Annotated in this window: 12 protein-coding genes and 1 pseudogene; all 13 read left to right on the top strand. The window is 32.2% G+C overall.

Features of this window, described 5'->3' with window-relative positions; genetic code table 11:
- Positions 1-6 precede the first annotated feature (6 nt).
- The gene (locus AXK38_08175; GenBank protein AMH89218.1) at positions 7-120 is read left to right on the top strand and encodes a peptidase; all 114 of its coding nucleotides are present in this window, start codon (positions 7-9) and stop codon (positions 118-120) included.
- Between the two features lie 481 nt (positions 121-601).
- Positions 602-1,303, top strand: coding sequence for a chloramphenicol acetyltransferase (locus tag AXK38_08170; protein AMH89217.1), 702 nt, complete (start codon positions 602-604; stop codon positions 1,301-1,303).
- A 116-nt stretch (positions 1,304-1,419) separates the two neighbouring features.
- Positions 1,420-2,304: a glycosyl transferase gene (locus AXK38_08165; protein ID AMH89673.1), complete on the top strand. Its 885-nt coding sequence runs from the start codon at positions 1,420-1,422 to the stop codon at positions 2,302-2,304.
- 478 nt (positions 2,305-2,782) lie between these two features.
- The gene (locus AXK38_08160; protein ID AMH89216.1) at positions 2,783-4,876 is read left to right on the top strand and encodes a glycosyl transferase; all 2,094 of its coding nucleotides are present in this window, start codon (positions 2,783-2,785) and stop codon (positions 4,874-4,876) included.
- Complete coding sequence (locus AXK38_08155) at positions 4,866-5,732, top strand: exopolysaccharide biosynthesis protein (GenBank protein AMH89215.1); 867 nt, start codon at positions 4,866-4,868, stop codon at positions 5,730-5,732. The genes AXK38_08160 and AXK38_08155 overlap by 11 nt, the downstream gene beginning before the upstream one ends.
- A gap of 66 nt (positions 5,733-5,798) precedes the next feature.
- A pseudogene (locus AXK38_08150) lies at positions 5,799-6,394 on the top strand (hypothetical protein).
- A 1-nt stretch (position 6,395) separates the two neighbouring features.
- Positions 6,396-7,616 carry a glycosyl hydrolase family 8 gene (locus tag AXK38_08145; GenBank protein ID AMH89214.1) on the top strand — a complete coding sequence of 407 codons (1,221 nt, stop codon included), beginning with the start codon at positions 6,396-6,398 and terminating at the stop codon, positions 7,614-7,616.
- A gap of 12 nt (positions 7,617-7,628) precedes the next feature.
- Positions 7,629-8,840, top strand: coding sequence for a glycosyl hydrolase family 8 (locus AXK38_08140; protein ID AMH89213.1), 1,212 nt, complete (start codon positions 7,629-7,631; stop codon positions 8,838-8,840).
- Between the two features lie 239 nt (positions 8,841-9,079).
- Positions 9,080-10,090 carry a beta-1,6-galactofuranosyltransferase gene (locus AXK38_08135; protein ID AMH89212.1) on the top strand — a complete coding sequence of 337 codons (1,011 nt, stop codon included), beginning with the start codon at positions 9,080-9,082 and terminating at the stop codon, positions 10,088-10,090.
- Between the two features lie 9 nt (positions 10,091-10,099).
- Positions 10,100-12,538: an exopolyphosphatase gene (locus tag AXK38_08130; GenBank protein ID AMH89211.1), complete on the top strand. Its 2,439-nt coding sequence runs from the start codon at positions 10,100-10,102 to the stop codon at positions 12,536-12,538.
- Positions 12,539-12,567: 29 nt separating this feature from the next.
- Positions 12,568-13,815, top strand: a complete 1,248-nt coding sequence (locus AXK38_08125) for a glycosyl hydrolase family 8 (GenBank protein AMH89210.1) — start codon at positions 12,568-12,570, stop codon at positions 13,813-13,815.
- The gene (locus AXK38_08120) at positions 13,794-14,987 is read left to right on the top strand and encodes a glycosyl transferase (GenBank protein ID AMH89209.1); all 1,194 of its coding nucleotides are present in this window, start codon (positions 13,794-13,796) and stop codon (positions 14,985-14,987) included. The genes AXK38_08125 and AXK38_08120 overlap by 22 nt, the downstream gene beginning before the upstream one ends.
- A gap of 92 nt (positions 14,988-15,079) precedes the next feature.
- Positions 15,080-16,297 (top strand): accessory Sec system protein translocase subunit SecY2, encoded by a 1,218-nt coding sequence (locus AXK38_08115; GenBank protein ID AMH89208.1) that lies wholly within the window; start codon positions 15,080-15,082, stop codon positions 16,295-16,297.
- The last annotated feature ends 8 nt before the right edge of the window (positions 16,298-16,305 follow it).

Genomic DNA, 16,305 nt, shown 5'->3' with positions numbered 1-16,305 from the left:
CAGCAATTGCCAAATACAGGTACAGAAGCTTCTAAGACATCTGTACTCCTTGGAGCCTTGGCAGCTGTGACTGGTCTAGGTCTGATCGCGAAACGCCGTAAACGTGATGATGAAGAGTAATCGGGTTAAAAATACATAAAAAGTATTATTATTTCGATTTATGCAAAATCCCTTGGATGGAAACTCATCCAGGGGATTTTTTGCATTATTTCGTCGTAAATGTCTACTAATGATCGATAGTTGTATTCGCATTTTTCCTGTACGATTGTAGCCTATGGTAAACAAGACTTTAAGATCTCATTTTACTTGTTGATTAATATCCTTGAAGAAATAAAACTCCATTGGCATGACCTTGAATTGTGTATGATTATATTTCCGAGTTGTTAATTGTATGTAAGTTGCTTTTATTATAAGGCTATTTGTGGTAAGATGTATATAATAATAGAACGCTATATAGTACATCTATATTAATGGTTAGTAACATTAAATTTGTATAAAAGTTTTAGTTGGATGACAAGTTATTCATATTGTAGACACACTGATAGATATAGTCAATTTAGTTGAAGGGAGAGAGTTTTAATTGCTATCTGGAAAATTTTGTTTGTTTTCACATAAAAATAAGCAACACCAACGTTATTTTCAATTCTTATCTGATGGTAAGATTAGAGATATTGGTGGAGCAGGTCATGATAATGAGCGATTTTGGAAATTAGAAGATCAAAAACTTAAATTATATTCTAAATCAGAGCAACTAACAGCAGTTTTTGAGTGTTGCTATGAAGAAGTAGGCCATTCCTACTGGGAAGGTTTACATCAGGAAACTATTCCCTTAGAAATACGAATATATGATTCGCGTCCAGATTTATTTGATTACTTGACAAAATATACTTGTCGTTATTTGATTGATTACGGAGCCTTAATGGTTGGGAAGCATACGTATGGCATTCCACAATTAATTGACTATGACCACGGAGGTCAGGTTATAATTGGTGATTATTGTTCTATTGGGCATAATGTTCAATTTATAACTGCAAATCATGATTTAGAGTTGATTACAACCTATCCATTCAAGAGTTTAGAGGTATTTTACACGGATGAGTCATTGCAGATGACTGATGATCATATTTTGAAAAGTCCAACTCGAGTTGGTAATGATGTTTGGATTGGAAACAATGCTCAAATCATGGCTGGGGTAACTATTGGAGATGGTGCAGTCATAGCAGCAGGGGCTCTGGTGACCAAGGATATATCAGGATTTATAAAAGAATACTTACCAAATGCTGGGGAAGTTAAATGTGATTAATCTGTTATCAGAAATATTAGAATTGATTTAGGATATATCTTAAATAATGCGCACTGTACTAGAATTGACTTTGTTTTTTATATAATGCATCAGAAAAGGAGTATATGATTGAAATGATGGAAAAAATTAGTGTTATCGTTCCTGTTTATATGTCAGAACTATATCTTGAAAAATGTTTGGATAGTATCGTTCAACAAAACTATCAAAATCTTGAAATTATTTTGATTAATGATGGCTCAACAGATGGTTCAGCAGCAATCTGTCAACGTTATCAAAATCAAGATGAACGTGTTAAAGTCTATCATAAAAGAAACGGTGGAGTTTCTTCTAGCCGCAATCGTGCCTTGGAAGTTGTAACTGGGGATTATATCGTTTTTGTAGATAATGATGACTGGTTGGAGTTGGATCATATCCAAAATCTTTATGATTTATTGAAAAAAACAGATGCAGATATTGCAATCGGAAACTTTACTCAATTTTTGGATGATCAAGCTAGTTTTTTGATTCATGTAGGAGCAGATGGTTATTTTGAACAGACTTATACGCCATTTGAATGGTTTAACCATCAATATGACAGTAAGTATAATTTGAGTCAATGCTTCACAGTTCCGTGGGCGAAGTTATACAAGACAGAGCTGTTTAAGGATATTGTATATCCAACAGATAAAAGTGTAGAGGATGATTTCACAACTTATAAAGTTTATCTTCAGGCAGATAAAATTGCTTTTATGAATAAGGCTATTTATATCCATAGAAAACGTTCTACAAGTGTTACAAGGACAGTCAATCTTGCAGATGTATATCCCTTAAAGAGTATTGAAGAACGTATGACTATTCTCCAATTAATTGGAGCTCCTCAGGAGTTATTAGATAGAGAAATTCAAGCTTATAAATGGCGATTATCTATTCATGAAGAAGAAACTCTTAAACATGGAGATGTGGAATCTTATCAACAAATTTTGGTCAAAAAAGCAATTGTAGCTAAATATTTTGAAGGTTAGTAAAACACATTTTATAAATTGATTTTTCTCTATTTTGGTGGATGTTTTTAGATATAAAAAGTGACCTATACTCAAAAATTAGAATGTTATCTAATTTTTGATGTGGGTCGCTTTTTTACGTTTATTAGATAGCTATTCTAAAATAATAAGGCTAGTTATATCAATAAATTCCTAAAAGATACTTGGTATGCAGATAGACGAGTTATTTTTTAGATGTCTGAGACGAATTAAAAATTTATCTTTAGGGTTGATCATTCGAAAATGTTATTGTGTAACTGCAGTAAGATTATAACGCTAAATATTTTAAGTTATTTAACTTGTGTTTTGCATGATTATTGAATTCAGGGAGTAATTATAATTTAGTGCGGTATGAACGATTCTATCAATGAAATAAATATATTTTTTTAACTTGGAAATTCCTTAATAGCTTAAAAAATAGCAAAAAAATGTTATAATATTAGGAAAGGAGAATAGCTTCATGACTGAAAAAATTACGGTAATTGTACCAGTTTACAATGTTGAAAATTACCTAAATAAATGTCTGGATAGTCTGATTAATCAAACTTACAAAAATCTTGAAATTATTGTCATAAATGATGGTTCTACAGATAATTCGGGTAAAATTTGTCAAGAGTATGCACAAAAAGATAATCGAATTATTTACATTGAAAAAGAAAATGGTGGTCAATCTGAAGCACGAAATATGGGCTTGGATCGAATGACAGGATCTTATGTGACCTTTGTTGATTCAGATGATTGGGTTGAGTCGGATTATGTAGAAACTCTGTACCAAAAAATAACGGAATATCAGGCTGATATTGCAGTTGGAAACTATTGTAAGTTTAATGAGTCTGATTCAAATTTCTATTTTCATATATCTGGAAATTATTTTGAGAAACTTTATGACAATGTGTCTATAGTGGATTGTTTAAATGACTCTAATAAGTTATTTAATTCAGCATTGATAGTTGCTTGGGGGAAAATTTATAGAAAAGAAATTGTTTCTAATTTTCGTTTTCCAGTAGGAGTAGTGACTGAAGATACAATATTTAATTTGAGAGCATTATTAGCTTCTAAAAATATTGTTTATATCAATAAAGCTTCTTATATTTACAGAGTTAGGAGTGGAAGTGTTTCAAATACTTGGGATGAAAAATGGATTAGAGATTACATATATGCTATAGAAGATAGATTGGCATTGTTATCAACATTAGGTTATCCAATGTCAGAACATATACGTGCTTATAAATTTATTTTAAATCATATAACTTCTGAAAGTAATAACAGAGGAATATCAGAATCTCATGTGTTAAATCAGATAAAAGAGAAGAAGATGTTATTAGATTTGCTTCAGACTCAAAATCAGGAATTTAAGAAAGCTATTGTCCTCGCAGCTAACTATGCCTATGCAGAGAAGGTCGTGACGACTATTAAGTCTATCTGTTACCATAATCGCTCGATTCGTTTTTATCTGATTAATAGTGATTTTCCAAATGAATGGATTAAACAATTAAATAATCGCTTAGAAAAGTTTGACTCAGAGATTATCAATTGTCGGGTAACCTCTGAACAAATTTCGCGTTATAAAACAGATATTAGTTACACAGTATTTTTGCGTTATTTTGTATCTGACTTTGTGCAAGAAGATAAGGCTCTCTATTTAGACTGCGACTTGGTCGTAACTAAAAATTTGGATAACTTGTTCGAAACAGATTTGCAAGAATATCCATTAGCAGCTGTTAGAGATTATGGAGGAAGAGTATACTATGGTAGGGAAATGTTCAATGCGGGTGTTTTACTAATCAACAATCGTTTGTGGAAACAAGAAAATATGTCCCAACGTTTGATAGATTTAACAAATGAGTGGCATGATAAGGTAGATCAAGCAGATCAGAGTATTTTAAATATGCTCTTTGAAAATAGATGGATAGAAATGGAATTTGACAATAACCATGTTGTGATTCATAAGCAATTCACAGACTATGAGTTACCAGCAGGTCAAGATTATCCTGGTATTATCCACTATCTTTCACATAGAAAGCCGTGGTTTGATTTAGCATCTCAGACCTATCGTGATGTTTGGTGGTATTATCATAGTCTGGAATGGACAGAGTTGGGCCAAAATCATCATTTACATCCACTACAAAAATCACATATCTATCCTATCAGAGAACCGCTTACTTGTTTAATTTATACGTCTTCAGATCAGATTGAACAAATTGAGACATTGATTCAATCTTTGCCTAATATTCAATTTAAGATTGCGGCTAGAGTGATGGTCAGTGATCGTTTGAAACAATTGTTGGTCTATCCAAATGTAACTGTTTATGCTGGAATTAATTATTTAGCAGAACTAGATCAAGAATTAATTGAAACTAGTCAGGTACTTTTAGATATTAATCATGGTGAAAAAACAGAGGAAATGTTAGATCAATTTTCAGAAAGAAGAAAGTTGATTTTAGCTTTTGAGAATACAAAATATCGTGAAGTTGGACAGATAACCTACAAAGTAGAACAAGTTCAAGAAATGATTGAGAAATTAAGAGAAGTGGAAGATAAACATGGATTTTAAAGATTCGGTAAAGTTATTAGGAGATTTTCATCATATAGAGATTTCTCCTACTAGTACTATTGAATTAGGAACAGATGTTATATTTCGTTCATTTGTAAGTTTAGAAGTAGCTAATAATGCTAAATTAACACTAGGAAATAGGGTTTTCTTTAATGACCATTGTACGATTCGTTGTGGCAAAGAAATTGAAATTGGTAAGGATACCATGTTTGGAGATGGGGTAAGGATTTTTGACCATAATCATAAATACTCAAATTACCATATCGAAAAAATTCAATTTACTGCTGACAAAATAACGATAGGAAACAATTGTTGGATTGGAACTAATGTTGTCATTTTAAAAGGAGTGACGATTGGAGATAATGTCATTATTGGAGCAAATGCCTTAATTTATAAAGATATACCAGCTAATTCTATCGTTACTTCTCAAGAGGATTTGAAAATCATTCCAAGGAAACAACACCAGTTTCATGTTTTCACTTTAACAGCTTCAGACACTTTAGAAAATTTAGACTATCTTGTTCAGAATCTGCCAGAGGTATCTTTTCATATAGCAGCTAAAACAAATATTTCGGATTATCTGGAAAGTTTCAATCGTTATGAGAACGTGAATATATACACAAATGTTCATCATGATGATATTATTGAGGACTTGTTGAAGAAATCAGATATTTATTTAGATATTAACCATTGGGGAGAGGTGGATGGTATTGTTAATAGAGCAATAGAACAGAATAAGCCTGTTTATGCTTTTGAGAATACTAATCATGATTCAAGTGGATTTAGTAAAGTTTTTCGACAAGAAGATGCAGATGGAATGGTGACAGAAATACAAAAAATTTTAGGAGAAAAGTAATTATAGTATGGAAATGAATTAATCAGTATCGCAGATCCAGTCTATAACGTTGAGAATTATTTACGAATGTACTTGGACAGTATTCAGAATCAGACGTATCAAAGTTTGAGGTTTTATTAATCAATGATGGTTCACCAGACAATTCAGTAGATATTTGTAGAGAGTATGTTGCTAAAGATACACGTTTTTGTTATTTTGAAAAGGAAAATGGGGGGATCATCAGCGCGTAATCTAGGAATTGAACCTTCAGAGGGAGCTTATATTACTTTTGTTGATTCGGATGATTGGGTGGATTCCGATTATTTAGAAGTTCTTTATAGTGCCCTTATAGAAGAACAAGCAGATATAGCGATATCTACCTACAAAAAAATTAATATTTCGGATAATTGGTGGTATTTTCATTCCTTTCAGGGTAAATATGTGATAGAAGAGTTTTTACGAACATAGAACTAATTAATGAATTGGTTGATTTGAGATTGGAACGGATTGCGATGGTAGCTTTAAAAGGTTACGATATAAGTCAGTACGTTCAACAACATAAATTTTATCTAGACTATTGGCGTCGAATCGCAAATGAAAAAGGACTAGAAAATAGTATTGAAACAAAGAGGTTAGAGGAGTTAGATTTTTTATTAACAGGGAAAATCTACGAGGAGAAATAAAGTGAAAAAAGCAATCGTTCTTGGAGCAGATAATGGTTATTTAAATAAGCTAGAGACTACAATTAAGTCGGTATGTACGCATAATAAAAATTTAAAATTTTATATTTTTAATGATGATCTTCCGAGCGAATGGTTTCAAGTTATGAATAGGCGGTTAAAAGTAATTGATTCAGAAATTGTCAATGTTAAGATTTCGAATCATCAATTAAAAGGTTATCATCTTCCGATTGCTTATCTCTCTTATGCGGCATTTTTTAGATATTTTATAGCAGATTTTGTAGTTGAAGAAAAAGCCCTGTATTTAGATTCGGATATAGTAGTGACTCACTCGCTGGATGAACTATTCCAGGAAGAATTAGGAGATTATTGGATTGCTGGAGTTCGTGATGTTTTTGTAAAAGGTTACGAAGATTGCTTTAATTCAGGAATGATGTTGATTAATGTTAGTAAATGGAGACGAGAAAATATTTCTGTGAAATTAATTGAACTAACAAATCAACACCATCAAGATGTTTTTGGAGACCAAGGTATTCTCAATATGGTTTTTGGGGAAAACTGGAAAAAATTGGATCGTAAATACAATTTTATGGTTGGTTTAGATAGTTTAATTCATATCGCTGTTGAGACAACTCCAGAAGCACTATCAGCTTGGTATAATTCAGCCCTTCCTGATGGTATTTTGCCTTACATCATCCACTATACAGGAGAGAAACCTTGGTTACATATGAGTCAAAATCGCTATAGAGATATTTGGTGGTTTTATCAAGGCTTGGAATGGTCTGATATTTTGTTACGTAAGGAAAGGGTATTTCAGACCTATCAAGATCTGACAGTTATTCCTAAGGCATACACAGCTGTTTTTACCAATAGTTGTGAACTGGAGCAAGTAGAGTATTTAATGGAAAGCTTACCAGATGTTCATTTTTCTATATTTGCTCATACTTGGGTTGCCTCTAATATTATTGATTTAATGAGATACCCAAATGTAACAGTTTATCATCAGTATAACCGTTTTTCTTATGATAAAGTAATGAAAAAATTGGATTTTTATTTAGATATAAACCATCATGATGAGATTGATGATATTACAAATGTAGTAATGAACATGGGGAAACCAGTATTTTCTTTTTCAAATACAAATCATTGTAAAGAAGGTGCAAAGATATTTTCTCCTACCGAACCAGAAAAAATGGTTCAGGAAATAAGAAAGTATATAGATTAAGAGGAGAATTACATGGAGAAGAAAGTTATCGTTTTAGGTGCAGATAATGGTTATCAAGATAAGCTAGAAACGACAATTAAGTCAATTTGTGCCCATAATCGTGGTTTAAAATTTTATGTTTTTAATGATGATATCTCCTCAGAATGGTTTCAACTAATGTCTAAACGACTGGAACCTTTATTATCTGAAATCGTTAATGTGAAAATAAGTGGTAATAGTTTGAGAGATTACCATCTTCCGTTACCTCATTTAAGCTATGCAACATTTTTTCGTTATTTTATTCCTCAATTTGTAAAAGAGGAAAAGGCTCTTTATTTAGATTCGGATATTATAGTAAGAGGGGATATCGAAGAATTATTTTTGACTGACATGACGGATATTCCTATAAAAGCTGTTCAAGATGAGTTGGTTCCAAGCACATTTAATGCTGGAGTAATGTTAATCAACGTTGAATTATGGAGAACAGAAGGAGTAACAGATAAACTTATTGTATTAACAAATGAATTTCATGATAGTTCTTTTGGTGATCAAGGAATTTTAAACAGATTATTTGAAAACCGTTGGCAGAATTTGAACTCTTCTTATAATTTTATGGTTGGAATGGATACAGTTGCAAGAAATTATCAGATTGAAAATTGGTATATCGATTCATTGAAACTAGAAGAGACTGCTAAAATTATTCATTTTACAGGAGAGAAGCCATGGTATCAAGTGAATTTAAATCGCTTTAGAGAAGAGTGGTGGTTCTATTATTCTTTGGAATGGTCTGATATTGTGATGAGAAAGGCTGATTTTAAGAAGGGATTAAACTCACTCATAGAAGCACCACTCTATCATACAGCTATTTTTACAAATACTTGTCATATAGAGCATCTGGAATACTTGATTAGAGAATTACCGCAGGTTCACTTTTCAATTCTGGCTAATACAGGATTTGCATCTGAAATTGTTGATTTACAACGATATTTAAATGTACAAATACTTCCTTCATTTAATCCGATGAATTTCATAAAGGTATTAGAAAAGATTGATTTCTATTTGGATATTAATCATGAAAATGAAATTGCTAATATTATTGAAGAGGTGTATCAAATTGGAAAACCTATTCTTTCATTTGATAATACTTGCCATAATGTAGAAAAAGCAAGTTTTATCTGTGAATCTAAGAGACCGGAAAAAATGGTAGATACGATTAAAGAATTATTGAATAGTGATAGATACTAAAATATAGGCAGTTAAAGAATTGACACTTACTGGACCTGGAAGATACTTCTAAGAGTTTCAAAGGCGGTCTATTCTAATTAGTTTGGGTTATGATTTAATAAACCATATTTTGATTGACAGAAATCAATTAGATAGTGTTGAAGAAGAACAAAATATGCAACTTACGGAGATTTATAGAAGAATGATGGAAAAATTGTCTTTACTTCCGTAGATACTAATAAAAGATGAGATAATACAATATGAAACTACATTTAACAAATTTATATGGCATGGCTGGCGATAGTACTGTTATTCTAGCTCAAAATGCTGTACAAAAAATAGCCAGTAAACTGGGGTTTAGAGAGGTTGGTATCTATTTTTACAACATTGCTTCAGATAGTCCTTCTGAAATGAATAAGCGTCTGGATGGAATTATGGCCAGTATTTCTATTGGTGATATCTTAGTCTTTCAGTCTCCTACTTGGAATGGCTTTGAGTTTGATCGAGTCTTGTTTGATAAGTTGAAGGATATGCAGGTGAAAATTATTTGCTTTATCCATGATGTTGTTCCCCTCATGTTTGATAGTAACTATTATCTCATGAAAGAATACATGTATATGTATAATCTATCAGATGTTTTGATCGTTCCATCAGAGAGGATGAAAGAACGCCTGATGGAAGAAGGTCTGACAACTAAGAAGGTTCTCGTTCAAGGTATGTGGGATCATCCTCATGATTTATCCTTATACACCCCAGCTTTTAAAAAAGAACTCTTTTTTGCTGGAAGTTTAGAACGTTTTCCAGACTTACAAAATTGGTCTCAAGATACGCCTTTGAGAGTATTTTCAAATAAAGGAGAAGCTAGTTCCAATGCCAGAAATCTCAGCATTGAAGGATGGAAAAAAGACGAGGAACTATTGCTAGAATTATCAAAGGGTGGCTTTGGTCTTGTCTGGGGAACTCATCAAAATGATGGAGAAAGTAACCAATATTATACTCTGAATATATCTCATAAGGTTAGTACTTATCTAACCGCTGGTATCCCAGTCATTGTACCGAGTAGCTTATCAACTGCTAAATTTATAGTAGACCAAGGCTTGGGCTTTGTGGCAGATAGCCTAGAAGAAGTTCATGAGATAGTTGATAAAATGAATCTACAAGAATATCAAGAAATGACGAATCGTATCAAGACATTTAGCTATCTGCTAAAAGAAGGTTATTTCACTAAAAAGTTATTGGTAGATGCAATCTATCACTTAGGAATTGATTAAGAGAACAAGATGATTAAAACAATTGTATTAGCTGGTGATCGTAATTACACCACGCAGTTAGAAACAACTATAAAATCTATTCTATACCACAATTCAGATGTTAAGATTTATATTTTAAATCAAGATATTATGCCAGATTGGTTTCGCAAGCCACGCAAAATAGCTCGCATGTTAGGTAGTGAGATTATCGATGTTAAACTACCTGAACAGACTGTATTTCAGAATTGGAAAAAACAAGCTCACATTAGTTCGATTGCTTATGCTAGATATTTTATCCCAGATTATATACAAGAAGATACGGTTTTGTATTTGGATTGTGATTTAATTATCAATGATAAATTAGACAATCTATTTGAGCAGGATATAAAAGAACGTTATCTCGCAGCGATTAGAGATGCAAATGGTCAAGGTTTTAATACTGGTGTTCTACTAATCAATAATGAAAAATGGCGTCAAGAGAAACTAAAAGAACGACTAATTGAACAGTCTATCCTAACAACAAAGGAAGTTGAAGAAGGTCGTTTTGAACATTTTAATGGAAATCAAACGATTTTCAATCAAGTCTTGCAAGATGATTGGTTAGAGCTAGGTCGAGCTTACAATTTACAAGTAGGGCATGATGTTGTGGCTTTGTATAATAATTGGCAGGAACATCTAACTTTTAATGACAAACCAGTGGTGATTCATTTTACGACCTACAGAAAACCATGGACTACCTTGATAGCCAATCGTTATCGTGATTTATGGTGGGAAATCCATGATTTGGAATGGAGTCAGATTTTACAACACCATATAGGAGAGTTTGAACTTCTACCTCGTCTAGATAGAGAATTTTCGTGTTTAACTTTAACTAACTCTCAAGATTTAGAAGGGATAGGAGAGCTAGTTACAGCTCTACCAGAGATGGTATTTCATATCGCGGCTTGGACGGATATGGGGGATAAGCTGATAAAATTAGCTGTATATGATAATGTGAGATTACATCCACAGATTGTTCCTCCTGTACTGGAAAAACTGAAAAGAAAAGTAGATATTTATCTGGATATCCATCAGGGAGTGGAAGTTGAAAGCATATTGAGAGATGTTCGTAACTTTGGAATTCCTATCTTAAGTTTTTCTAATACACAGCATGGAATGTATGAGCAAATAGTATTTGACAAAGAAAATATCAATTTAATGATAGAAGCTATCAAAGACTATGCTGGTCATTCTCGGTTTTTAAAAGATTATAATCAGGAGAAATTTCATTGCTTAATATTTACTGATACACAAGACATTGAACAATTAGACTATTTAGCTCAATATCTTCCACATGTTATTTTTGATGTCGCAGCCTGGACAGATATGGGGCCTAAGTTATATGAACTACAAAATAACTATCGAAATATTCGTTTACATCCAGCTATAACTATAGAAAAATTAGAACAATTAAAAGTAAGAATGGGATTGTATTTAGATATTAGCTGCAGTCATTCAACACATGATATTGTGAAGTCAGCTCATGAAATGAATAAAATCATTTTCTCTTTTGAGAGTACCCAACATGGCTCTTTTGGACAATATATATACTCTTCAAAAGTACCCGAACGTATGGTGGAAGACATTGAAAATCTTATTTCTGGAACATTCCAAGCAAGAAGACCAGCGATTATGGTTAAGGATATTGATCAAACTCTAGATTATATAATAGAAAACCAATCTTCTATTATTCGTTTTGGAGATGGAGAGATGGATTTAATGTTAGGGAAATCTATTCCTTATCAAGTCTATGATGAGAATCTTGCAAGTCAGTTGAAAGAGATTATTTCTCTTCAAAGTGATGAAAAATTAGTTATCGGATTACCAAATGTATTTGCTGATCGTTCTAATTTTACACCAGCAGCGGAAGCCTTCTGGAAGGGACATTTAGAACATCATTTAAAAGATTATGTAGAATTAGCTAGAGCAGATTGGTATGGGACTACATTTGTATCTAGACCATACATTGATTATATGGATAAATCTCAATCGTTTAGTCAATTTGAAAAATTAAAACAAATTTGGAAGAATGAGGACATTCTGATTGTAGAAGGAGTAACTTCTCGTTCAGGTGTAGGTAATGATTTATTTGATGGAGCAAATTCAATTAAGCGAATTATCTGTCCATCCCATAATGCTTATGCGCGTATAGAAGAGATTCAAGAAGCTGTATTACAGTATGTTGAAAATCGCCTTATTTTATGTATGCTTGGCCCTACAGCTAAAATTTTATCCTATAATCTTTTTAAGAAAGGTTATCGGGTTCTAGATATTGGTCATATTGATTCAGAGTATGAATGGATGAAAATGGGAGTTGAGACAAAGGTTAAATTGCATCACAAGCATACTGCAGAACATAATTTTGATCAAGATATTGAATTTATAGAGGATGAAACATATAATAGTCAAGTGGTTACTGTCTTACCGTAATGAATTACCTTAAACTTAAAGGAGATAAAATGTTACAAGAAAAAAAAGCTGTAGTTTTTGCAGGAGATTATGGGTATATTAGACAAATTGAAACTGCCATGAAGTCTCTTTGTCGCCATAATAGCCACTTAAAGATATATATTTTAAATCAAGATATTCCTCAAGAATGGTTTAATAATTTAAAAATATATTTACAGGAAATGGGTGGTGATTTAATAGATTGTAAGTTAATAGGAGACCAATACCAAATGAATTGGATTAATAAATTACCTCACATTAATCATATGACCTATGCTAGATATTTTATACCAGATTTTGTTGAAGAGGATACGGTTCTTTATTTGGATAGTGATTTATTGGTGACTGGTGACTTGACAAAATTATTTGATATGAATATAGAGAGTTATTATTTAGGAGCTGTCCGTTCATGTTTTAGTATGGGAATAGGATTTAATGCAGGAGTTTTATTGATTAACAATAAAAAATGGAAATCTGAAAATATTCGTCAAAAATTAATCGATTTAACTGAAAAGGAACATGAAAATGTTGCTGAGGGAGATCAGTCAATTTTGAATATGATGTTTTCAGACACCTATATTCAAATAGATGAAACTTATAATTATCAAATTGGTTTTGATAGGGGAGCTGCAGAACAAGGACATGCTTGGATTTTGGAAAAGGAAATTAATCCTCTTCCAAAGGTTTTGCATTACATCTCTAATGATAAACCATGGAATCAATTTTCAGTTGGTCGTCTTCGAGAACAGTGGTGGCATTACTCATTTATGGAATGGACTTATCTAACAGCTCTTTGGAAAGAAAAGGGAGTTGTTTATCCACCCAAGATATATTCTCCAAAATTAACTTGTATGAATTTAACCAATTCCTGGTGTGTTGAGAAAATAGAATTTTTAGTTCAAGCTTTACCAGAAGTACACTTTTATATAGCAGCCCATACCTTTATGGCCAATGAATTAAAGGTGTTGTCTAGATTTCAAAATGTTACTTTATATCCTAATTCATTCCCAATGTTGATAGAGAAAATTCTAAAGAAATCTGATCTTTATTTAGATGTAAACCATGATGATAAATTAATTTATATTTATGATTTAGTTAAGAAATATTCTAAACCTATGCTTGCTTTTGATAATACTCGATATCATCATTTAGGAGAGGATATTTATCAGGGAATATACTCACATGAAAGACCGGAGAATATGGTCAGCGCAATAAAAGAATTTATGGAGAAAAGATTATGCAAAAATCAATCGTTTTAGCTACAGATAATTCCTATTTAGTACAAGCTGAGACAACAATTAAATCTATTTTGGCTCACAATACAGATGTATGTATTTATGTTTTTAATAATGATATAGCTCCCGAATGGTTTAAGTTATTGAATGTTAAGTTAGCAAGTTCAAATTCACAAATTATTAATATTCGTGTGGATAAGAATATGTTTACGAGTTATAAAACAGGTGATACGATTAATTATACAACTTTCTTTCGGTATCTAATTCCAGACTTAGTAACTTCGGATAGGACTCTGTATTTAGATTGTGATTTGCTGGTAACAGGTGATTTATCTGAGTTATTTAATATGGACATGGAAGAAAAACCAGTGGCTGCTGTTGCCAGTCCCTATGCATGGGAAAGTGATCCATATGGTTTCAATGCTGGTGTATTATTGATTGATAATAGGATGTGGCGATCAAATTCCTATATTTCACAACTTTTAAAATTAACAGAAGAAAAGCAAGCTGAAGTTGCGATGGCAGACCAAAGTATCTTAAATATTTTCTTTCAGCATAATTGGAAAGAGATAGATAGTACATATAATAATCTTGTTGGATTAGATTATAATTATCGTGGTTCAGAATTACCCAAATTAGAACATTCGCTTCCTAAGGTTATCCATTTTGCAGGAACTCATAAGCCATGGTATACCTATAGTAGTACTAGACTCAGAGAACTTTGGTGGGCTTATAGAGATTTGGATTGGCTTGAAGTTTTATCAGAATCTCCTAATTTAAATTACTACAAGCGAGTTAATCAGTCAAAAAAACAAATTTTTATTTTAACACTAGCCGCAGAAATAGAGCATATTCACTATCTTATTACCTCGTTATCGGATTGGCACTTTCATTTAGCAGCTCCATGTTTTTGCTCTGAACCATTGACATCTCTTTCGCAGTATAGTAATGTAACGGTATATCAGAATATTTTACATAGCAGAATAGACTGGTTGTTGGATGATTCGACAGTTTATCTAGATATTAATCATTATGTAGAGACGATGGATATTCTTAGTAGAGTGAAGGAGAGAAGTAAAAAGATTTTTACGTTTGACACTACAAGAAAGTCGCAAGATGACAGTCTATACGATGGAATATTTTCTATAAACAACCCTGAACAAATGGTTGAAGCCATAAAAAAATTATCAATGTAGAATTGGATTAAGTATTGGATAACGATATATGGCTGTATAGGTAGTAGAGTTAAATATGAGGGATAATATAATTAGTAATAAAGGAGTATTAAGTGAACAAAATTTACTCATCAATAGCGGTAAAAAAAGGCTTAGCAACCTTGTTTCTGTTATTTATCTATGTATTGGGAAGTCGACTTACTCTTCCTTTTGTTAATTTGAATAGTAGAGATTTTTTAGGTGGATCAACGGCATATTTGGCCTTTTCAACCGCACTTCTAGGAGGAAATCTGAGAAGTTTATCTCTATTTTCGATAGGTCTCTCACCCTGGATGTCATCAATGATTTTATGGCAACTACTTTCCTTTTCTAAGAAATTGAATATTTCTTCGGGTGCAGTAGAAGTTCAAGATAGAAGGAAGATGTATTTAACACTGGTTATTGCTTTGATTCAATCTTTGGCGCTCTCATTAAATCTACCGATTCAAGATTATTATTCACCGCTATTGGTGACTATATTGAATACCTTGTTATTAATAGCAGGAGCCTTTTTTCTCATATGGTTATCAGATTTAAATGCTCGGCTTGGAGTAGGTGGTTCTATAGTTATTTTATTAGCTAGTATTATTTTAAATATTCCACAAGATATTTTAAGTACACTTCAGCTTGTTCGAATTTCAACGGGAATTATACTACTTATTGTGTTGAGTAGCATTGTATTAACCTATATGATGGTACTTATGTATAGAGCGCGTTATCGTATACCAGTTCATAAGATTGGCTTACGTAGTCGATTTAAGAGTTATTCTTATTTTGAAATAATGTTGAATCCTGCCGGTGGGATGCCATTTATGTATGTCATGAGTTTTTTAAGTTTACCGACCTATGTATTTTTACTATTGCAGACCCTTTTTCCTCAGACTTCAGTCTTCTCTGAAATGTCGGCTCAGTATGGAATTGGAAAACCATTATGGATTTACTCATATATTACCATGATTTTTTTATTTAGTATTGCTTTTGCTTTTGTCAATATGAGTGGTGATCAACTATCAGATCGTATGAAGAAATCTGGGGAGTATATATATGGAGTTTATCCAGGTGAGGAAACAAGTCGTTTTATTAATCGATTGATCTTGCGCTTTTCGATTATAGGGGGAACTTTTAATGTGTTGATGGCGGGTACTCCAATGTTATTTGTTTTATCTGATGAAAAGTTGTTGAGGATTGCCATGATTCCAGGTTTATTTATGATGTTTGGTGGTATGATTTTTACAATCAAAGATGAAATGAAGGCTTTGAGACTAAATGAAACCTATAAACCCTTGATTTAGGAGGCTTT

It is taken from the genome of Streptococcus mitis (genome assembly GCA_001560895.1).
GTDB lineage: Bacteria > Bacillota > Bacilli > Lactobacillales > Streptococcaceae > Streptococcus > Streptococcus mitis_Q.
Note: the sequence above shows the minus strand (reverse complement) of the source record. Positions and strands in the feature narration are given on the sequence as shown.